Origin of the sequence: Streptomyces fodineus (genome assembly GCF_001735805.1) — a bacterium.
Classification (GTDB): domain Bacteria; phylum Actinomycetota; class Actinomycetes; order Streptomycetales; family Streptomycetaceae; genus Streptomyces; species Streptomyces fodineus.
The window spans coordinates 1191894-1211878 of sequence record NZ_CP017248.1; the positions used below are offsets into that span (position 1 = coordinate 1191894).

Consider the following 19985-nt stretch of genomic DNA (forward strand, 5'->3'; position numbering starts at 1 on the left):
ACCTGCGGAACCACGGCACCGCGGACCGGGACGAGGAGGTGCGCGCCGACGAGGCGCCCGGCGGGACGTGGCGGCAGAACCCGGAACCGGCACCGCCGCCACGCTACGCGCACTCGTCCGCGTCCGCGGACCCGGCGCCGCCCGCGTCGCCCCCGGCGGACCGACGCGGGCCGCGCCCCGGATCAGCGGCGCAAACGGAGTGTCATCAGCTCGAAAGGCCGCAGTCGTACGCTGATCCGCTCGCCGTCGCGCACCGGCGGCTCAACCGCGTCGGCCGGCCGTTCCAGCAGGTCCGTCACGGTGACGTCCACGAACTCGAAACCGGCCGTGAGGGTGGCCCGGGCCCGGCCGCCGTGGGCCTCGTGGAAGCGGACCACCACATCGCCGCTGCCGTCGTCGGCGAGCTTCACCGCCGTGATCACGACGGCGTCGTGGTCGACGGTGACCAGCGGCGCGACCTCGTGGGCGCCGGTCAGGTGCCGTTCCGGCAGGTTGATCCGCCAGCCCTCGCGGACCGCGTCGGCGATCGAGGCGCCCGGGATCAGGGCGTGCCGGAAGCGGTGGACGCCCTGGTCTGTCTCGGGGTCGGGGAAGCGCGGGGCGCGCAGGAGAGAGACACGCACCGTGGTGGTCGTACCGAGGTCGCCGTCGGTGCGCACCATACGGGTCACGTCATGGCCGTACGTCGAGTCGTTGACGACCGCCACGCCCCAGCCGGGTTCCTCCAGCTGGACGAAGCGGTGGTTGCACGCCTCGAACTTGGCCGCCTCCCAGGAGGTGTTGGTGTGCGTGGGACGGAAGACATGCCCGAACTGGGTCTCGGACGCGTACCGTTCGGCGTGCAGGTCGAGCGGGAAGGCGAGCTTGAGGAACTTCTCCGTCTCGTGCCAGTCGACCTCGGTGTCGATCACCAGGCGGCGCTCGCCGGGCGGCAGGGACAGCATCTGGGAGACCCGCGAGTCGCCGAAGGAGCGGGTGGTCCGGACCGACACACCGTCCTCGCCGGCCTGGACCGACTCGGCGTCCGTGAGATCGGTGACCGTGTTCCGGTAGAACGCGTCCACGTCCCAGGCGTCCCACATGTTCGGGAAGTCGGGGTGCAGCTGGAGGAGCCCGGCGGCCTTGCCGGGGGCGATGGTCTCGCGGTCGGCGTCGAGGTCGTACGCGGAGACGACCAGGCCCCGGGCGTCGATCTCGGCCCGGAGGAGGCCGTTGTCCAGGACGTATCCGCCGTCGGCCCGTGGAGCGAGGGTCGTTCCCTGAGGCAGCGGGCGTGCTCCGGCACCGCCGGCCCGGACCCCGGCACGGCTGTGCGGTGCCGCGTTGAAGACCAGGTCCCGGTCGCCGTCGCCGGCGAGTGCCCGCTGTGCCGCGCCGATGATCTCGTCCAGTTCGGCGGCGATCCGCTCGTACGTCGCCCGTGCCTCCCGGTGCACCCAGGCGATGGACGAGCCGGGCAGGATGTCGTGGAACTGGTGGAGCAGGACCGTCTTCCAGATCCGGTCCAACTCCTCGTAAGGATAGGCGGATCCGGTGCGTACGGCGGCCGTGGCCGCCCACAGCTCGGCTTCCCGCAGCAGGTGTTCGCTGCGCCGGTTGCCCTGCTTGGTCCTGGCCTGACTGGTGAGGGTGGCGCGGTGCAGTTCGAGGTACAGCTCGCCGACCCAGACCGGCGGTGCGGGGTACTCGGCCTCGGCCTTCGTGAAGAAGGCCCGTGGTGTCTCCCACAGGACGGTCGGCGAGCCTTCGAGGTCGCGCAGCCGGGCCGCCTTGGCGACCATCTCACGGGTCGTGCCGCCGCCTCCGTCGCCCCAGCCGGTGGGCGCGAGGGAGTGCCGGGCCCGGCCCTTGTCCTTGAAGTTCCGCGCCGCGTGGGCGAGTTCGCCGCCCTTCATGGAGCAGTTGTAGGTGTCGACGGGCGGGAAGTGGGTGAAGATCCGGGTGCCGTCGATGCCCTCCCACAGGAAGGTGTGGTGCGGGAACTTGTTGGTCTGCGACCAGGAGATCTTCTGCGTGAGCAGCCACTTGGCGCCGGCCGCCTTGATGATCTGCGGGAGTCCGGCGGCGAAACCGAAGGTGTCGGGCAGCCAGGCCTCCTCGTTCTCGATGCCGAACTCGTCGAGGAAGAACCGCTTCCCGTGCACGAACTGCCGGGCCATCGCCTCCGAGCCGGGCATGTTGGTGTCCGACTCCACCCACATCCCGCCGGCCGGCACGAACCGTCCCTCGGCGACGGCCTTCTTCACCCGCGCCCACACCTCGGGCCGGTGCTCCTTCACCCACGCCCACTGCTGTGCCTGGGACATGGCGAACACGAACTCCGGCTCGTCCTCGATCAGGGCGGTCATGTTGGAGGTCGTACGGGCCACCTTGCGGACCGTCTCCCGCAGCGGCCACAGCCAGGCCGAGTCGATGTGCGCGTGCCCGACGGCGCTGATCCGGTGCGCGGACGGTACGGCGGGGGCCGACAGCACACCGGTGAGCTGCTGCCTCGCCCGGTCCGCCGTGCCGTTCACGTCCTGGAGGTCGACCGCGTCCAGGGCCCGCTCGACGGCGCGCAGGATGTCGTGCCGGCGGGCGGAGTCCACGGGCAGTTCGGCCATCAGCTCGCCGAGCACCTCCAGGTCCATGACCAGCTGCCACACCGACTCGTCGAAGACGGCGAGGTCCATCCGGGTGAGCGTGTACTGCGGCTCGCTGCCGGCCGTCTCCTGGTCGCCGAGCTGCGTGGGCAGGAAGGGGTGGTAGTCGAGGATGACCGGGTTGGAGGCGGCCTCGATGTGCAGGACCACCTCCTCCCCGCCCGTCACCGGGGAGCCGATGCGTACCCACTGGTTGCGTGGGTTCAGGCCCTTCACCGGGGTGCCGTCGGGCCGGTAGACCAGGCCCTCGCACTGGAAGCCGGGCATGTTCTCGTCGAAGCCCAGGTCGAGCAGGGCCTCGACGGTCCGCCCGGCCCACTCCCGGGGTACGGTCCCGGTCACCCGGAACCAGCTCGTGCCCCAGGGAGCACCCCACCGGGCGCCGGCCTCGATGGGCGCCGGCTCGGCGGCGAGTCCCTCCGCGACCGGTACGGGCTCGCCGGGCGCGTGCCAGACGGCGACCCGCAGCGGCACGGACTCGGGGTACACGGCGGGGCGGATGCGTTCGTCGAGGACGCGCCTGAGGCGGGCTTCCACCAGAGTGCGGTCGTCATGCATGCGGGCTGCTCCCTGCGCGGTTACGGGTTCCGGGCGGTTACCAGGTGTGGGTGATGGTCACGGGGGTCGAGGCGTTGTAGAGCTCCCCCACCGCGCGCAGTTCGAATCGTGCGGCGGTCTCCTGCTGCTCGGGTCGCAGCCCGGTGAGGAAGCAGGCGCGCTGGCAGGTGCCGCCGAGGAAGCGGCGGGTGCCGTCGGGCAGGAGGCGGTGCAGCTCGTAGTGGCGGACGGCGCCGGGGGCGGCGTTCCAGGCGAGGCGCAGGTCGCCGCCGTTCGCGGCGGTGATGCGGGCGTCCGTGGGGGCGGCCGGTGCGGTGACGGTGTCGCGGACGGCGAGGCCGCCCAGGCGCCAGCGCACGGGGCCCTGGGTGGCGGTGAGCCGGACGCCGAGGGCGTGGACGGTGCCGGTCAGCCCGGTCCCGGTGAGCGGAAGCGTCACGGTCTGCCAGCCGTTGACCGACTTCACACGCACACCCTTGTTGACCGAGCTCACAGCCAGATATGTGTACGGCGGGGTCGCCCCGGCCTTGCTGGGCTCGGCCGTCGCCACAGCGAGCTCGACGTTCACAGCGCCCGCGTCGGCCCGTGACGTCAGCTCGAAAACCGTGTTCACACCGATCGGCAGCCGGGTCGCGTACAGATCCAGCACAGCCGGTTGATCGAGTTCACCGTCCACCAGCACACTGCTGCCGCCCCGCCAGGCATCGGCGAAGTCGAAGGACACCGCCGGCCGCTGCCCCGCCGTGCGCACCACCCACCGCCGCCCCGGCAGCCGGTCCTGGAGTCCGAGGTGGTTCCAGGCCGCGTCCGAGGTGACGGCCCCGTCCTCGTACCAGCGCAGCCCGTGCCCGGTGTTGAACATGGTCGCGAACGGCAGCGAGGTCACCGTCGACCGGTCGGCGACCGACACCGCCGGCGCCCGCCACGGGTCGCTCGGGTCCGGCCGGGACGGGTCCGCCGACCGCCCGGTCCAGAACCGGTCGTCGGCGGCGTGGAAGTCCTCCGGTGCGCGCTGGTCGGCGGGCAGGTGGTTGCGCGTCCACTCGGGCCGGTAGAACCCGATCGAGGTGACGTGCGGCTTGCCCGCCGGCACGATCGCGTCCCAGTTCACCGACGTACCGGACCCGTTCGACTCGACATCGACGCCCGCCCACAACTGATAGCGGCTGCGCCCCAGTCGGTCCGCCTTCGTGCCCGAGGACGCGAGCGTGCCCGCGCTCCACCGGAAGTCCACGAACATGTCGTCGGCGGCCTGGAAGAACGCCTGGTTCTGGCTGTCCAGCGCGCCCTGCCAGCTGACCGTGCCGTTCACGGTCATCGCGTCGTACCAGGTCACCCGCTGTCCGCGCGCCGCCCCGAGCGCTTTCAGCTCCTTGACGAAACCCAGCATGGCCTGGCCCAGCGCGGTGTTCCCGCCGTCCGTCTCGGCGTTCACGAACCAGCCGTCGAAGCCGTAGGCCGCCGCGACCGCGACGAGCTGCGCGGCCAGCGGATAGTGCCCGGCCGCGTCCTTCTGCACGAGGTCCCGGGTCCACTGGAGCTGCCCGCCGTACGCCACCGGCGGCAGGAAGATGTTCCCGAGCACCGGGACGCCGTGCCGGTGGGCCGTGTCCACGATCGGCGCGTTGGGCGCGAGGATCAGGCCCTCGCCGGCCGAGCCGCCCCAGAAGACCAGCTCGTCCAGGTAGGCCCAGTGGGTGAGGGCGTAGTAGTCGGCGGTGGCCGAGCCCTGGGAGGGGTTGCCCGAGGTGGGGCCGAAGGAGACCAGGGCCTGGATGCGGGCCTGGCCGGAGCGGGCGGTGGTGTTAGCCGGGGTCGGGGTGAAGCGGGCGGCGAGCGGCACGGACGCGGCGTTGAAGGCGAGGTCGGGGTCGTCGGCAGCGCGCCAGCTCTTCAGGCTGCGCCAGGTGATGCCGGTGCCGGGGCTGCCGGAGGGGAGCGAGTCCGGGTACCAGTAGGAGGCGTACGGCGGGGTCGCGGTGGCTTTGGGGCGGGTGGCCGCGAGGGCGGGCGGCGGGAACAGGCCGGCGGCTGCGCCGGCGATCAGGACGGTGCGTCTGCTGGGGTTCACGAGCGGGTGCCTCCGTGTGGGGTGGGGAGTACCTGGTCGGGAGTGACGACCTCGGTGATGCCGCGCGTGGCGAGGTGGTCCTTGTCGTCCGCGCGGGTGTCGAGGACGGTGGTGGGGCGGGCGCCGTCGGCGACGAGCCGGAAGAAGGCTTCGAAGACGGGTCCGCCGGGGGCGCAGCCGGAGCGGCGGGCCGGATCGCCGGGTACGGCGAGGGCGGTGGTGCGGACGGCGGGGTCCGGGCGCGGTGCGCGGGCGGCGTCGGCCAGCACCCGTGCGAGGTCCTTGGGGCGTCGGTCGTCGCTGAACAGACCGAGCCCGTACTCGAGTTCGGGGAAGTCGGCGAGGTCGCGGGAGACGTCGTAGGAGCACCACCAGGTGATGCCCCACAGGCCGGGGCAGTCGAGGGCGTGGGTGACGGTCGCCTCGGCGAAGGCGGCGGCGTGCTCGGCGGGCACGAGCGGCGCGGGCGCGCCGACCTCCTGCAGCCACACCGGCCGGTGGGGGGCGTCCGCCCAGGCCTTGCTCAGCTCCACCAGGTAGGCGGCGTGGTGTTCGGCCGGCACCGAGGTACGGCCGTGGCGCTGGGCGGTGCCGTTGAACACCCAGGAGTGCACGGCGGTGAGGTCGCCGAGCCGGGCGGAGTGGCCGGGGGTGAAGGGCTGGTCGTCCTGGTACCAGGCGGCGTCGTAGGAGGCGTGCAGATGGAGCCGGTCCGGGGCGCCCTCGGCGCAGGCGGCCAGCATCCGGGTGAGCCACCGCTCGGCCTCCTCGGAGGTGATCCGGTCGGGGTCGGGATGGGGGCCGGCGGCGAACTGGTTGACCTCGTTGCCGACGGTCATGCCGAGGAAGTTCGGCCGGTCGGCGAGGGCGGCGGCGAGGGTGCGCAGATAGGCGGCCTGGCCCTCGACCACGTCCGGGTCGGTGAAGAGGTTGCGCCGGTGCCAGGTGCGCGTCCACGCGGGCAGGAAGTCGAAGCTGCTCACGTGTCCTTGCAGCCCGTCCACGTTGACATCGAGGCCGCGTTCGGCGGCGGCGTCGGCGAGGGCCACGAGCTGCTCGACGGCACGCGGGCGGATCAGGGTCCGGTTGGGCTGGAAGTAGGGCCACAGCGGGAAGACGCGGATGTGGTCGAGGCCGAGCGCGGCAATCGCGTCGAGGTCGGCGCGCACGGAGTCGAGGTCGAAGTCGAGCCAGTGGTGGAACCACCCGACGCTCGGGGTGTAGTTGACGCCGAAGCGCACGGCAGGGGGCATGGAGTGTCCTTGGGGCATACCGGTGTTCAGCCCTTGACGGCGCCCTCGCCGACCCCGCGGAAGAAGTACCGCTGAAGGCAGGCGAAGAGGGCGATGAGCGGGGCCACGGCGATCACGGTGCCGGCGGCGACGAGGCGTTCGTCGGCGGCGAAGGTGCCGTGCAGATAGTTCAGGCCGATGGTGAGGGTGAACTTGGACGGGTCGCTGAGCACGATCAGGGGCCACAGGAAATCGTCCCAGGCGCCCATGAAGGCGAAGATCGCCACGACGGCCACCGTCCCCTTCACCGACGGCAGCGCGACGCGCAGGAACCGCTGCCAGACGTTGGCGCCGTCGACGTAGGCCGCCTCCTCGATCTCGTACGGCAGATTGCGGAAGGCGCCCCGCATCAGCAGCACGTTCATCGCGCCGATGGCGCCGGGCAGCACGACCCCGATGAGCGTGTTGTTCAGGCCGAGTTCGCGCATGGTGGTGAACTGGGCGATGACGATGCCCTCCACGGGCACGAGCATCGCCAGCACGAACACCAGCGTGGTCACCTTCCGGCCGCGAAAGCGCAGGCGGGCCAGGGCGTATCCGGCGAGCGCCGAGCCGGCACAGTTGGTGACGACATTGGCGGTGGCGACCTTCAGGGAGTTCAGGGCGTAGTCCCAGACGGGGATGGTGTCGGCGACCCGGGTGTAGTTGTGCAGGGTGGGGCGGGCGGGCAGGAAGCTCGGCGGCGAGCTGTAGATGTCCTCGGTGGGGCCCTTGAGGGAGGTGGACAGCTGCCAGAGGAAGGGGCCGACGGTCAGGGCGAGGACGGCGAGGAGCAGCAGATAGCGCCAGACCAGTTCACCGACGCGGATGCGGCGGCCGTGTTCGTCGGTGACGCGCGGCTCCTTGCGCACGGTGACCGGCGGCTCGGGCCGCACCTTCTCCAGGACGCTCATGACTCGTCCCTCCGGTCGGCGCGCAGCACCAGCAGCATGAGGGCGACGGTGACGACGAACACGACGACCGAGAGCGCGGAGGCGTAGCCGACGCGGCCGGTCAGGCCGGTGCCGGTGCGCTGCACGAGCATGACGAGGGTGGTGTCCTCGCCGGCCGGGCCGCCGCTGGGTCCGGCCATCAGGTACACCTCGGAGAACACCTTGAACGCGGCGACCGAGGAGAGCGCGGCGACCAGCACCATGGTGGAGCGCACGGCCGGCACGGTGACCGAGAGGAAGCGCCGCACCGGTCCGGCCCCGTCCACGGCGGCGGCCTCGTGCAGTTCGCGCGGCACGTTCGCCAGCGCCGCCAGATAGATGATCATGTAGTAGCCGAGGCCCTTCCACACCGTGACCGCCATCGCGCTCAGCAGGAGCAGCCACTGGTCGCTGAGGAACCCGACCCGGCCGATGCCGGCCGTCTCCAACAGGGAGTCGACCAGGCCGCGTTCGTCCAGCAGCCACACCCAGATCAGCCCGACCACCACGATCGAGGCGACGACCGGGGTGTAGAAGGCGGAGCGGAAGAAGGTGATGCCGGGGATGTTCTTCTGCACCAGCAGCGCGAGCAGCAACGGCAGGACGACCAGGGCGGGCACGACCCCGACGACGTACAGCGTGCTGTTGCGCAGGCCGGTCCAGAACATGTCGTCGTGGAGCAGCTCACGGAAGTTGGCGAGGCCCACGAAGTGACCCGGCAGCAGGGTGCGGCGGTCGGTGAAGGAGTTCACCAGGGTGGAGACGAACGGGTAGAGCACGAAGACGCCGGTGACGAGCAGCCCGGGAGCGGCGAACAGCCAGGGGCTGAGGGGGAGTTGGCGCCTGATGCGGACGGACGCGGCCATGGCTGTCAGCCCTGCTGAAGGAGGCGGTTGGCGGCGTTGACAGCGTTGTCGAGAGCCTGCTTGGGGCTCTCCTTGCCCTGGAGGGCCTTGGCCACCTCGTTGCGCAGCGCGGTCTTCATCTGGTCGCTGAACAGCACGGGCGTGTAATTGACGGCGCTCTTCAGGGACTTGGCGGCGGCGATGCGCACCCGCGTCTCGTCGGTGCCGTCCTCCTTGGTGAAGTACGGGTCGTTCAGGGAGCCGGCGGTGCTCGGGAAGATGGCGACCTTCTTGGCGAAGGACATCTGGTTCCGCGCGTCGGTGACGAAGTGGGCGAAGGCGACGGCGGCCGGGGTGTGTCTGGTGTGGGAGTTGACCATCACGCCCATCACGTACATGTTGACGTGCCCCGTGCTGGTGATCTGGTCGGTGATGCCGATGTTCCGGTACAGGCTCGGCGCGTTCTTCTTGAAGTTGTCGAGGTCGAGGGCGCTGCCGGGATTCATGGCGACGGCGCCGGTGAGGAACTTCTTGCCGGAGGACTCCGGCGTCGCGGTCAGCGCCTGCGGATCGAGTGCCTTGGCGTCGTACAACTCCTTGTACTTGCTGAGGAGTTCGACTCCCTTGGCGTCGTTGAAGGCGAACGCGGTGCCCTGCTTGTTCATCAGGGTGACGCCGTAACGGCCGAAGTCCTCGACGGTGGGCACGTTGGCGAGGGTGGCGACCTTGCCGCCGCTCTTCTGCGCCATCCGCAGGGCGTCGGCGAAGAGTTCGCCGTACGTCTTCGGCGGCTGGTCGGGGTTCAGTCCGGCCTGTGTGAACAGGGCCTTGTTGTAGAAGAGCGGGCCGGTGTTCAGGTACCACGGGAAGGCGTACGTGCCGCTCATGCCCGGAACTTGATGGCTGGCCCAGGCGCCGTCCAGGTACTCGGACTTGTACTTCCCGGCAGCCTTGTCGAGGTCCATGGCCAGTCCGGCCTTGGCGAGCGGGGCGACCAGGTCCGGGGAGACGTTGACGACGTCGGGCAGCGTGCCGCCGCCGGCGTCGGCGCTGAGCTTGTCGGGGTAGCCCTCGGCGGGCTGGTCGACCCACTTCACATGGGTGCCGGGGTACTTCTTCTCGAAGTCGGCTATGAGACCGTCGAAGTACGACTTGAAGTTCGCGCGCAGATTCCAGGTCTGGAAGGTGATGTCGCCCTCGACCTTGCCGGAGGCGTCGGTCGTGCCGGCGTCATCACCTCCCGAGCCGCAGGCGCTCAGCGGCAGGACGAGGGCGACGACAGCGGCGGCGAGGGCTCTGCGAGGTGTGGGCACGAGGACACGACTCCCTTGGCGCGTCGGGCTGTTGGTGGCGCCAGAGACCATGCCCGCGCCGTTCGGAGAAAGTCAATGCAGTCATCCGAACTAAAGCAATAGGCCGTTCATCAGTGCAGGTCAGAGATGTTTGGCCGAGAACTTGCCGTCGTGCGCTAATGCGCTTTAGGGTCTTGACACTCAAGCGCATTAGCGAGCACCCTCGGGAAGGGGGAGAAACGTGCCGACCAAACGGTCCCCGGCACGCCGGCCCACGATGAAGGACATCGCCCGGCGGGCCGGGGTCTCCGAGAGCGCCGTCTCCTTCGCGCTCAACGGCCGCCCCGGGGTCTCCGAGGCCACCCGGGCCCGGGTCCGGCGGGTCGCCGAGCAGCTCGGCTGGCGCCCCAGCACGGCCGCCCGCGCCCTGTCCGGCGAGGGCGCGGCCACGGTCGGCTTCGTCCTGGCCCGCCCCGCGCACACCCTGGGCGTCGACTCCTTCTTCCTCCAGCTCGTCTCCGGCATCCAGGAGGTGCTCGCCGAGCGGCACTTGGGGCTCCTGTTCCAGGTCGCCGGGGACGTGACGGAGGAGTGCGCGGTGTACCGGCGGTGGTGGGCGGAGCACCGCGTGGACGGCGTGCTGGTCGCCGACCCGCGCGCGGACGACCCGCGCCCCGGCCTGCTGGACGAACTCGGGCTGCCCGCCGTGGTGATCGGCGGCGCCCCGGACGTACGGCATCCCGGCCTGTCCACGGTCTGGGCGGACGACGCGGGTGCGATGGCCTCCGTGGTGGACGAGCTGACGGCGCTCGGCCACCGGCGGATCGTGCACATCGCCGGACTGCCCGAGCTGGCCCACACCCGGCGCCGTATCGCCACCTTGCGTGCGGAGGCGGAGCGGCGCGGGCTCACCGAGGTCTGTTCGGTCACCACCGACTACTCCGACGCGCAGGGGGCCGCCGTCACCCGCCGGGTCCTCGGCGGCTCCCCCGCGCCGACGGCACTCATCTACGACAACGACGTGATGGCCGTGGCCGGCGTGGCCGCCGCCACCGAACTGGGCTTCCGGGTCCCGCAGGACGTGTCGGTGGTCTCCTGGGAGGACTCGGCGCTGTGCCGCATGGTCACCCCCCGGCTGTCGGCGCTGTCCCGGGACAGCGTGGAATTCGGCCGGACGGCGGCGCGGGAGCTGCTGGCGCTGCTGGACGGGGAAGCGGCGCGCGCGGTGGGAGTGCCGGTACCGCGGCTCACCGGGCGCGGCAGCACGGGGGCGGCGGCGCCACGGACCGTCTCGCCCGAAGTGCCGCCGCAGCAGCGGTAGTTCACGCGAGCGACGGCTCGCCCTCTCCGGGGCGGCCAGACGTACGGTGACATCGTCGGCCGGCCGCCCCTTCGCGGCCAGGCTCCAACGGCCTGATCCTGCCGGACCGCGAGCGCGCCGCCCGACCGGCGTTCAGGCCGTCCACTCCACCTTGAACACCCAGACGTGCCGGCCCGCCTTCCGGGCCGCCCCGGGTACATCGATCACCAGCGCGCCGTTGGTGACCCTCCAGGTCAGGGGCCGGTCGTGGCCGAGCATGGTCACCTTGTCGCCGGCCCGGACGGGCACCGGGGCCTCGACGGTGAGCCGGGGGCCGGGTTCGGCGAGGGAGTGGATGTAGAAGGCCTCGTTCGGCCGGACGGTGAACCGCAGGTCGTCGCCGAGCTGGGCCATCCGCGACCAGTACGTGGTGTCGTACACCGCCTCCCCGTTGACCTTCAGCCACTCCCCCGTCTCGCGCAGCCGGGTCTGCATGATCTCCGGGATGGTGCCGTCGGCGCGCGGGCCGATGTCCAGCAGGAAGTTGCCGTTCTTGGAGACGATGTCGACGACACTGCGCACGACCTCCTCGGCCGTCATGTAGGCGTCGTCCGGGGTGGCCTGGTTGTAGCCGTAGCTGCGGGGGTCGAGGCCGCGGCTGGCCTCCCACTTGGCGACGACCGTGTGGGCGTACGTCGTGTACTCCGGCGTCGTGAAGTCGTGGAAGGCGATGCCCGAGCGGTCGTTCACGGTCACGTCGATCGGGCGGGCGCGGTTCTTGGCGTGGTCGAAGTACTCGGCGAGGACATGGAGGCTGTCGTTCACGCCGCCGATGTCGCACCAGATGATCTCCGGGTCGTAGCCGTGGATCAGTTCGAGCAGTTGCGGGGCCTGATAGTCCCTCACATAGTCCTTGCCCGCGGTGTATCCCGTGTACGGGACCGGTTGCAGGGTGTACGGGTTGCGCGGGGCATGGCCCATCCAGGGATTGTCGGGGTTGAACCACTCGGGCATGGAGAAGTACAGGCCCCGGTGGAGTTCGGGGGCGTAGCGCCGGGACGCCTCGAAGAGCTCCTTGACCAGGTCCCGCTTCGGGCCGAGCCGTACGGCGTTGCGGCCGGAGACCTTGGTGTCCCACAGCGCGAAGCCCTCGTGGTGTTTGGAGGTCAGCACGTGGTACTGGGCACCGGCGTCCCGGAACAGCTCGACCCACGCGCGCGGGTCGAACCTCTCTGCGGTGAAGCGCGGGATGAAGTCGTCGTAGGCGAAGTCCTCGCCGTAGGTGTCCCGGTGGTGGGCGTACGTGGGGTTGGCGGGGTCCTGCATGTGGTCCCAGTACCACTCGGCGTACTGCTTGCCGACCGGAGCCCAGGCGGGCACGGAGTAGACACCCCAGTGGATGAAGATGCCGAACTTGGCTCCCTGGAACCAGTAGGGCGCCTGATGACCGGAGAGGGAGGCCTCGGTGGGCTGGTAGTCGGCGGTGCCGAGCGTCAGCGTGCTGCGGCGGGAGGCCGCTTGGGTGCCGCGGCCGACGACCGTCACCGCGCCGTCCTGCTCGGTTCCGGGCGCGGTGCCGGCGCGATTGCGGATGCCGACGCGGACGCGTGCCTGCTCGCCTGGGTCGAGCCGGCGGATGCGGGCGGGCTCGACGGTACGGGCACCGGGGACGTCGACGCGTACGGACACGGCGTCGCCGGTCAGGATCGCGACGCTGCCCGCGTTCACGACGGTGGCCTCGACGCTCTGGGCGCCGGTCGCATCGAGCAGGGAGTGGGTGGAGTGGACATCCCGCAGGACCAACGCCCTTCCCTGTGCGGCCGGTTGGAGGGAAAGCGCGAAGATGTGCAGGGAGGTCTTGCCGGCCTCGGCCGGGCTGGTGACCGGCAGGGTGAGGGCGACGGCCTCGCGTCGCGGATCCAGCCACACCTCCGAGGTGCCGATCCCGACGCCGTGCTCGTCCTTGGTGCCGTCCGGCTTGTAGCGGTAGGGCGCCGAGAGCGGTCCGCCCGCCGAGTACCAGTCGCCGCCGCCCAGGCCCGCGGTGGTGGTCGAGCCGTCGGCGTAGTGGACGGTGGTCTCGCCGGAGGCGTTGCCGTAGCTGCCGGCGGTGAGGAAGACGGCCGACAGGTACCGGCCCTTGGGCAGGTCGACGCGCTGGCCGAGCGCGACGACGTTGTTCCGGGCGCCCGCCGTCGCCGCCGGGAAGTCGAAGGTGATGCCGTCGACCTCGATGCGGCCCGCGGGGAGTTCCTCGCCGGGGAAGGTGTAGCCGGAGCCGTCGAAGTCGCCGCCGCGCGCGGACGCGGTGTCGATGCCGTCGTTGTCGTAGAGGGCGTCGAGCGGGACGGGCACCGGATCGGGGACGGCGGCCCACGGTCCCTGCCGGGCGGCGGCCCACGCGGGTGTCGTGGTGGTGAGCGGCAGGGCGGCCGCAGCGGTCGCGCCCGCTGCCGCGCCCAGGATCAGACGTCTGGGACACGTGCTCATGAGCGGCTCCCAAAAACTCCGATTCATCGGACGTCTGATGATTGAGCGGCGGCTGCGAGACTGTCAACGGGGCTGCGGAGGACGTTACTTGACACATTGATCGGAGGACGGATGGTGGCTGAGTACCGGCCCCTCGACGTACCGCGCCCGACCGGGCACAGTTCTCCCTGCGCCTTGATTCATACCGGCGAGTAGCCGACGACCGAGCGAGGAGTGTCCGTGGGTGACTGGGCCGGGCGGAGCGCCGCCGAGATAGCCGCCGCCGTACGCGAGAAGCGGGTGACGCCCCGCGAGGTGGCGGCCGAGCACCTCGCACGGATCGAGCGGCTCGACGGACGGATCGGGGCGTTCCGGAAGGTGCGGGCCGAGGCGGCGCTCGCCGAGGCCGACGAGGTGGCCTCCCGCACCGATCTGCCCGAACTGCCGCTCGCGGGCGTGCCCGTGGCCGTGAAGGACAACCTGGCGGTGCGGGGCGAGTCCCATCGCGACGGCTCGGCCGCCACCCCCGACACCCCGGCCGCCGAGGACCACCCCGCGGTGGCCCGGCTGCGGGCGGCCGGCGCGGTGGTCGTCGGCCTGACGAACGTGCCGGAGCTGTGTGTCTTCGGCACCACCGAGGGCGTGTTCGGCACCACCCGCAATCCCTGGGACACCTCGCGCACGGCGGGCGGCTCCTCCGGCGGCAGCGCGGCGGCGGTGGCCGCGGGCCTGGTCCCGGTCGCGCTCGGCAACGACGGCATGGGCTCGCTGCGCATCCCGGCCGCGAACTGCGGCCTGGTCACGCTGAAGCCGGGGCACGGGGTGGTGCCGGCGGGGATCGGCAACGGCGACTGGTTCGGCATGGCGGAGAACGGTCCGCTGGCCACGACGGTCGAGGATGTGCGGCTGATGCTGGGCGTGCTGGCCGGCGCCGCTTCCCCCCGCGCGCAGGAGCCCGAGCGCCGGCGGATCGCGGTGGCCCTGCGCAGCCCGCTCGCCGGAGTCGCCGTGAGCAGGCCGTATACGACCGCGGTCCGGGAGGCGGCCGGGGCGCTGGCGCGGACCGGGCACCGCGTGCGGCGGGCCGAGCCGCCGTACCCCCTCTCGCTGGGCGTGACCGCGCTGCGGCACTGGACGGCCGGGACGGCGGTGGACGCCGAGGGCCTGGACCCGGCGCGGCTGGCCCGGCGGACCCGGGTGCACGCGGAACTGGGCCGGCGCTTCGTCCGCTCGGTGCGCACCGGGGACAGCCGCGAGCGGCTGCGTGCCCGGCTGACGCCCTTCTTCACCGAGTACGACGTCCTGCTCACCCCGGCCCTGGCCCGGCGCTCCCCCGCGGCCGGACCGTGGCACGAACGCGGCTGGCTGCGCAACATCCTGGCCAACACCGCGTACTCCCCGTTCACCCCGCCCTGGAACCTGACCGGCTGGCCCGCGATGTCGGTCCCGTTCGGCACCCTCCCCTCGGGCGCGCCCTGCGCGGTACAGCTCGTGGGCCGCCCGGGTGCGGAGGCCGTCCTGCTTCAGCTGGCGGAGGAACTGGAGACGCTGCGCCCCTGGCGGCGGACGGCACCGATGGCCGGCTCCTGAGCCCCGCCGCTACGGGCTATTCGAGCGAGCGGTACATGATGTGCAGCCCGATCCTGCCGTGCCGGGGGTGGTCGTATGCCTCGGGGACCGTGCCGAGGACGGTGAAGCCGAGGGAGGCCCACAGGGCGACGGCGGGGTTCGTCTCGACCACGGCGTTGAACACCATCGCGCGATAGCCGTGGGCCCTGGCCTCGGCCAGGACGTGTTCGGCGAGGGCGCGGCCGACGCCCTTTCCCGTGTGGTCGGGGTCGACCATGAATCCGGCGTTGGCCACACGGGCGGCGGGGCCGCCGTAGTTCGGGGTGAGGTAGGCCGAGCCGACGACGGTTGCGTTCTCGTCCTCGGCGACGTAGACACGCTTGGCCGGGTTCATCCAGAGCGCGCGGGCGTCCTCCTCGGAGGTCTCCGGGTCCCAGGCGTAGGTCTCGGCAGCGGCGACGATCCGGTGCCAGAAAGGCCAGATCCGCGGCCAGTCGGCGGCCACGGCTTCTCTGATCAGCATGGGCGTGAGTCTGTCAGGTCACGCCCATGCGTGCGGCGATCGCGAAGGGTCCGACCCGGGGGTCAGTCCACGCTGGGCAGGATGTGGGGTTCGGCGAGGTCGTCCTCGTAACCCGCGAGCCGGATCGGAGCGGACCGGGCCCACACATCGAGGCTGCCGAGTTCTCCCGGCCGCCGGCCCAGGCGCTCCGTGCGTTCCTTGGGGCGTTCTTCGCGATTCGTCTTCTCCGGTGTCACCGCGCACTCCTTATGTGTCGGTCACCCTCGAGGGCTGCCGGCCAGCTTGCGCTCCGGCACTCGGCGCCCGCTCGGGTCTGGGTGGAAGGCCAGTTCGGACGCGGTGGCGCCGGTACGGACGTTGGGTCTGGGTGGGACCCGGGGCTGCCGCCCGTCCCCTCCAGACTACCCAAATGAGCGGGCATGCGCTCGATCGGGAGTGCAAACAAGGTGTAACTATCGGAAGTCGTTTGGCGTCTTAATACCTCCCAATATGCGGCCGTTTGCCAGGGGGCGCATCACCCGGCCGTCGCGCGCATCACCCACTCGGCCTACAGGCGGCGCAGTTCAGGTGCCGTTGGCCGGGACGCAAGCTCGCCATGATCTGCTGCTGAGCCGCAACGGCTGACTCGCGGAAGGACTGACGCATGGAGCTGCGCAGCGTCGAGGAGCTGATGGATCTGCTGTACACCGGTCGGCACCAGCACGCGCTGCGCACCGCCGCGCTGCTGCGCCGCAGCCGCCCCGCCGACAAGGAGCTCCAGGTCGCGGGGCTGGTCCACGGCATAGGGCCGGTGCTGTGCCCGGGCGACGAGGCGGGCCGGGCACGCAGCGCGGCCGAGGCGGTGCGCCCCTTGCTCGGGGAGCGGGTGTTCCGGCTGGTCCGCGGGGACGCGGGCCCGGCCGACGACGATGTGCTGCGGCTGCGGCAGGCCGACGAGGAGAGCCGTGCGGCGGCCTTCGACGCGGGCGTCCTGGAGGACTGGCGCACGGTGCTGGAGCTGGTGGCGGCCCGGCATTCCCGGCTCGGCGCCGTCGACTGACCCCCGGCCGCAGCCTGCTGACGGACCGTCACAGGACGGGTGGTGCGGGGTGCCCGAGATCCCGACGGCCACGCGTCGGCCCCGAGGGGCCGGCAGTCCCGCTGGGGTCTGCTGATGGATCACAACCATGAAGAACGCGTCTCCTGCACACCGGGCACCCCGGCACGACCGTCACCCTAGGACGGCGACGGTCACGCCGGCGACCGGTTTTCGCGGGGTCACCACTTGCCGGGCGCGTAGTCCTTCAGGAAGACGCCGTACAGGTCGTCGCCCGCCTCACCGCGGACGATCGGGTCGTAGACGCGGGCGGCGCCGTCGACCAGGTCGAGCGGGGCGTGGAAGCCGGCCTCGGCGAGGCGCAGCTTGTCGTAGTGCGGGCGCTCGTCGGTGATCCAGCCGGTGTCGACGGAGGTCATGAGGATGCCGTCGGTGTCGAACATCTCCTGGGCGCTGGTCCGCGTCACCATGTTCATCGCGGCCTTCGCGGCGTTGGTGTTCGGGTGCCCGGCGCCCTTGTAACCGCGTCCGAAGACGCCTTCCATCGCCGAGACGTTGACCACGTAGGCGCGCCCGCTGGCCGCCTTCTTCGCGGCGTCGGCCATGGCCGGGCGCAGGGCGCTGATCAGGATGAACGGCGACGTGTAATTGCACAGCTGGGTCTCGAGCAGCTCGACCGGCGAGATCTGGTCGATGGTCTGCACCCAGGTGTTGGTGTCGACGACGTCGGGGACGAGGCCGCCGGCGTCGATGGCGGTGCCGTCGAGGTGCCGGGCGACGCTGGCGTTGCCCGCGACGAGGGCGAGGTCGGCGACCTTCTGGGCGTCCAGTCCGCTGGTGCCGACGGGCAGCGCGGCGATGCCGTCGACGGCGCCGGAGTTGAAGGCGCCGATGACGTGGTGGGCGGGGAGTTCACCGGCGGGCAGCGGGGCGGTCTCGCCCTCGACCAGGGCCGCGTAGGCGGAGGGCAGACGGCGTACGGTCTGGGTCGCGTTGTTGATCAGGATGTCGAGCGGGCCCGCCTCGGCGACCTGCTCGGCGAGGGCCACGGCCTGCGCCGGGTCGCGCAGGTCGATCCCGACGACCTCCAGCCGGTGCAGCCAGTCGGCCGAGTCCTCCATCGCCTTGAACCGGCGGATGGCGTCCTTGGGGAAGCGGGTGGTGATCGTCGTGTGCGCACCGTCGCGCAGCAGGCGCAGGGCGATGTACATGCCGATCTTGGCGCGGCCGCCGGTGAGCAGGGCGCGCTTGCCGGTGAGGTCGGCGCGGGCGTCCCGCTTGGCCCGGTTCGTGCGGGCGCAGTCCGGGCAGAGCTGGTGGTAGAAGTAGTCGACCTCGACGTAGCGGGACTTGCAGGTGTAGCAGGACCGCGGGCGCTGGAGTATGCCCGCGATCTTGCCCGCCTCGACCTTGGAGGAGGGCAGGATGCCCTCGGTCTCGTCGTCGATGCGCTCGGCGGAACCGGTGGCGGTGGCCTCGGTGACGGCGCGGTCGTGCGCGGTCTTGGCGGCCCGGCGCTCCTGGCGGCGGCGCTGCTTGACCGTGCGGTAGATCTGCGAGGTGGCCCGGCGGACCTTGATCGCGTCCGGGTGGTCGACCTCGATCCGGTCGAGCTCCTCGAGCACGCTCAGGCAGACGGCCAGCCGCTCGGGGTCGATGCCCGGCCCGTAGACCACCTCGTCCACGGCCTCCATGGCCACGGAGCCGTCCTCTGTCACCGTCATCGCGCTGCCGCTTCCCTGATCACCCGCGCAGCGCTCCGACTCGCGCCCGCTTTCGAAGGGGGAATTTTACGGAGCCCACAGCCACCCGCCAAACCCGTCCACCAGCCGGGAGGCCGCCGACGGCGCTCCGGCCCCACGGGGCCACCCGCACCCCTCGACGAAAAGCGGTACGGGTGGTGCGGGTGGGAACCCCACCGCCCCGCCACCACCCGGCAGCCGCCGACGGCGCCCCCGCCCCACGGGAGCCACCCGCACCCGACAACGAAAGCCGCACGGGTGGGCGGGTGGGCCCCCACCGCCCCCCACCGCCCCGCAGCCGCCGACGGCGCCCCCGCCCCACGGGAGCCACCCGCACCCGACAACGAAAGCCGCACCGGTGGTGCGGGTGGGCACCCTCCGTCAAACGCCACACGCGGCCAGCAGCGCGGACACCTCCACCGACACCGCGTACGCGAACCGGTCGAGGTCCGGCACGGCCTCGGCATCGGCGACGAGCCCGTAGTGCACACGCCCGCGATACGTCGAGATCGCGACCGCCAGCGCCTGGCCGGGCGCGAGCGGCGCCAGCGGATAGACCTCCCGCAGTTCGTGTCCGCCGAGCCGCAGCCCCAGCCCCGGCAGCGGCACGCTGGTGACGAGGATGTCGAACCACAGCCGGGCCGCCTGCCCGACGAGCGGCCCGCCGAGCCGGTGCCCGAGGGCCGGGACATGATCGGCGAGCAGCGCGACGGCACCGGCACCCCGGTTGGGTCCCGCGTCCTTGTTGCGGATCATCGCGGTGCGCACGATGTCGAGGCGGCCGAGCGGATCGGGCTCGTCCACCGGGAGCCGTATCAGATAGCCGGAGAGCCGGTTGCCCTGCGGATGGGCGGTGCGCGGGCGGCGCCGGGAGACGGGGATGAGGGCGCGGGGCGCCACTCCCCCGCTGCCGTCGCCGCGCTCGTCCAGCCAGCGGCGCAGGGCACCGGCGACGACCGCGATGAGCACGTCGTTCACGGTGCCGCCGACGGTCTTGCGCACCCGGTGCACGTCGTCGATGTCGAAGACGACACCGGCCGTGCTGCGGGTGCCGCTCGGGGCCGAGGTGAGCGCGGAGGTGGGCCGCATGCCGAGGGTGGACCGGGCGAGGGAGGCGCCGATGTCCAGGGCCCGGCCCACGTCGGACAGCGCGCCCCTGACCAGCCCGGGGACGAGCCCCGGCAGCCTGCGCACGTCGGACAGCAGGCCGCGCGACGGCTCGATGGCGCGCGGCGCCCGCTCGGGCAGGTCCACCGGGTCGAGGACACCGGCGGCAAGCTTCAGCGCGCGCAGCCCGTCGGCGAGGGCGTGGTGGAACTTGAACAGCACCGCGAAGGACACCCCGTCCTCGCCGGGCAGCACATGCGCCTCCCACGGCGGCCGGCCGCGCTCCAGCGGGCGTTCCATCAGCCGGCCCGCGTCCGCGTGGAAGTCGGCGGTAGGGGCGTGCAGCCGTACGTGGTTCAGCGGATCGAAGTCCGGGTCGGGCTCCCGGGCGGCGCCGCCGAAGGCGAGCGGCTGCCACACGTCGCGGATGCGCAGGCGCAGCCCGGGCACGGCGGCGGCGCGGGCGGCGAGCAGGTCGGCGGCATGGGCGCCGGCCGTGGGCGAATGGGCACCGAAGACGCCGAGCGCGCCGAGGTGCATCGGATGCCGCTCGGACTCGATGTGCCAGAACGCCAGGTCGAGTGGAGCGAGCAGGTCGGAAGTCAAGGGCTTGCCTCACGCGTCGACG

At 71.9% G+C, this 19985-nt stretch carries 14 protein-coding genes; 3 read left to right on the forward strand and 11 right to left on the reverse strand.

Going from position 1 to position 19985, the window contains the following annotated elements:
- Nucleotides 1-182: 182 nt before the first annotated feature.
- The 6 genes from BFF78_RS04995 to BFF78_RS05020 are packed head-to-tail and all read right to left on the reverse strand — an operon-like array spanning nucleotide 183 to nucleotide 9632.
- Nucleotides 183-3200: an alpha-mannosidase gene (locus tag BFF78_RS04995; protein WP_069777146.1), complete on the reverse strand. Its 3018-nt coding sequence runs from the start codon at nucleotides 3198-3200 to the stop codon at nucleotides 183-185.
- 37 nt (nucleotides 3201-3237) lie between these two features.
- The gene (locus BFF78_RS05000; RefSeq protein WP_069777147.1) at nucleotides 3238-5271 is read right to left on the reverse strand and encodes an endo-beta-N-acetylglucosaminidase; all 2034 of its coding nucleotides are present in this window, start codon (nucleotides 5269-5271) and stop codon (nucleotides 3238-3240) included.
- Nucleotides 5268-6524 (reverse strand): glycoside hydrolase 5 family protein, encoded by a 1257-nt coding sequence (locus BFF78_RS05005; protein WP_099054823.1) that lies wholly within the window; start codon nucleotides 6522-6524, stop codon nucleotides 5268-5270. The genes BFF78_RS05000 and BFF78_RS05005 overlap by 4 nt, the downstream gene beginning before the upstream one ends.
- A 26-nt stretch (nucleotides 6525-6550) precedes the next feature.
- Nucleotides 6551-7456 carry a carbohydrate ABC transporter permease gene (locus tag BFF78_RS05010; protein WP_069777148.1) on the reverse strand — a complete coding sequence of 302 codons (906 nt, stop codon included), beginning with the start codon at nucleotides 7454-7456 and terminating at the stop codon, nucleotides 6551-6553.
- Complete coding sequence (locus BFF78_RS05015) at nucleotides 7453-8340, reverse strand: carbohydrate ABC transporter permease (RefSeq protein WP_069777149.1); 888 nt, start codon at nucleotides 8338-8340, stop codon at nucleotides 7453-7455. The genes BFF78_RS05010 and BFF78_RS05015 overlap by 4 nt, the downstream gene beginning before the upstream one ends.
- A 5-nt stretch (nucleotides 8341-8345) precedes the next feature.
- Nucleotides 8346-9632, reverse strand: a complete 1287-nt coding sequence (locus BFF78_RS05020; RefSeq protein ID WP_069777150.1) for an ABC transporter substrate-binding protein — start codon at nucleotides 9630-9632, stop codon at nucleotides 8346-8348.
- A 220-nt stretch (nucleotides 9633-9852) separates the two neighbouring features.
- On the opposite strand from BFF78_RS05020, the gene BFF78_RS05025 reads away from it, so the two are divergent.
- The gene (locus BFF78_RS05025) at nucleotides 9853-10932 is read left to right on the forward strand and encodes a LacI family DNA-binding transcriptional regulator (protein ID WP_069777151.1); all 1080 of its coding nucleotides are present in this window, start codon (nucleotides 9853-9855) and stop codon (nucleotides 10930-10932) included.
- Between the two features lie 132 nt (nucleotides 10933-11064).
- On the opposite strand, the gene BFF78_RS05030 is transcribed toward BFF78_RS05025, so the two are convergent.
- Nucleotides 11065-13401 carry an alpha-L-fucosidase gene (locus BFF78_RS05030; protein ID WP_069777152.1) on the reverse strand — a complete coding sequence of 779 codons (2337 nt, stop codon included), beginning with the start codon at nucleotides 13399-13401 and terminating at the stop codon, nucleotides 11065-11067.
- A gap of 219 nt (nucleotides 13402-13620) precedes the next feature.
- Between BFF78_RS05030 and BFF78_RS05035 the strand changes: the two genes are divergently transcribed.
- Nucleotides 13621-14970: an amidase gene (locus BFF78_RS05035; RefSeq protein WP_069777153.1), complete on the forward strand. Its 1350-nt coding sequence runs from the start codon at nucleotides 13621-13623 to the stop codon at nucleotides 14968-14970.
- A gap of 16 nt (nucleotides 14971-14986) precedes the next feature.
- On the opposite strand, the gene BFF78_RS05040 is transcribed toward BFF78_RS05035, so the two are convergent.
- On the reverse strand, nucleotides 14987-15472 hold the full coding sequence (locus BFF78_RS05040; protein WP_069777154.1) for a GNAT family N-acetyltransferase: 486 nt from the start codon (nucleotides 15470-15472) through the stop codon (nucleotides 14987-14989).
- A 62-nt stretch (nucleotides 15473-15534) separates the two neighbouring features.
- Nucleotides 15535-15708 (reverse strand): hypothetical protein, encoded by a 174-nt coding sequence (locus BFF78_RS45290; protein ID WP_107440855.1) that lies wholly within the window; start codon nucleotides 15706-15708, stop codon nucleotides 15535-15537.
- A 407-nt stretch (nucleotides 15709-16115) separates the two neighbouring features.
- On the opposite strand from BFF78_RS45290, the gene BFF78_RS05045 reads away from it, so the two are divergent.
- Complete coding sequence (locus BFF78_RS05045) at nucleotides 16116-16511, forward strand: hypothetical protein (RefSeq protein WP_069777155.1); 396 nt, start codon at nucleotides 16116-16118, stop codon at nucleotides 16509-16511.
- Nucleotides 16512-16729: 218 nt separating this feature from the next.
- On the opposite strand, the gene BFF78_RS05050 is transcribed toward BFF78_RS05045, so the two are convergent.
- Both BFF78_RS05050 and BFF78_RS05055 read right to left on the reverse strand, forming a co-directional pair.
- Nucleotides 16730-18232 (reverse strand): SDR family NAD(P)-dependent oxidoreductase, encoded by a 1503-nt coding sequence (locus tag BFF78_RS05050; protein WP_069777156.1) that lies wholly within the window; start codon nucleotides 18230-18232, stop codon nucleotides 16730-16732.
- A gap of 399 nt (nucleotides 18233-18631) precedes the next feature.
- Nucleotides 18632-19963: a wax ester/triacylglycerol synthase family O-acyltransferase gene (locus tag BFF78_RS05055; RefSeq protein ID WP_069777157.1), complete on the reverse strand. Its 1332-nt coding sequence runs from the start codon at nucleotides 19961-19963 to the stop codon at nucleotides 18632-18634.
- Nucleotides 19964-19985 lie beyond the last annotated feature (22 nt).

What these genes read in the sequence shown, in the direction of transcription:
- BFF78_RS05040 (WP_069777154.1), bottom strand. Translation starts at nt 15,472, where the DNA reads ATGCTGATCAGAGAAGCCGTGGCCGCCGACTGGCCGCGGATCTGGCCT.
- BFF78_RS05010 (WP_069777148.1), bottom strand. Translation starts at nt 7,456, where the DNA reads ATGAGCGTCCTGGAGAAGGTGCGGCCCGAGCCGCCGGTCACCGTGCGC.
- BFF78_RS05045 (WP_069777155.1), top strand. Translation starts at nt 16,116, where the DNA reads ATGGAGCTGCGCAGCGTCGAGGAGCTGATGGATCTGCTGTACACCGGT.
- BFF78_RS05030 (WP_069777152.1), bottom strand. Translation starts at nt 13,401, where the DNA reads ATGAGCACGTGTCCCAGACGTCTGATCCTGGGCGCGGCAGCGGGCGCG.
- BFF78_RS05005 (WP_099054823.1), bottom strand. Translation starts at nt 6,524, where the DNA reads ATGCCCCCTGCCGTGCGCTTCGGCGTCAACTACACCCCGAGCGTCGGG.
- BFF78_RS05050 (WP_069777156.1), bottom strand. Translation starts at nt 18,232, where the DNA reads ATGACGGTGACAGAGGACGGCTCCGTGGCCATGGAGGCCGTGGACGAG.
- BFF78_RS05015 (WP_069777149.1), bottom strand. Translation starts at nt 8,340, where the DNA reads ATGGCCGCGTCCGTCCGCATCAGGCGCCAACTCCCCCTCAGCCCCTGG.
- BFF78_RS04995 (WP_069777146.1), bottom strand. Translation starts at nt 3,200, where the DNA reads ATGCATGACGACCGCACTCTGGTGGAAGCCCGCCTCAGGCGCGTCCTC.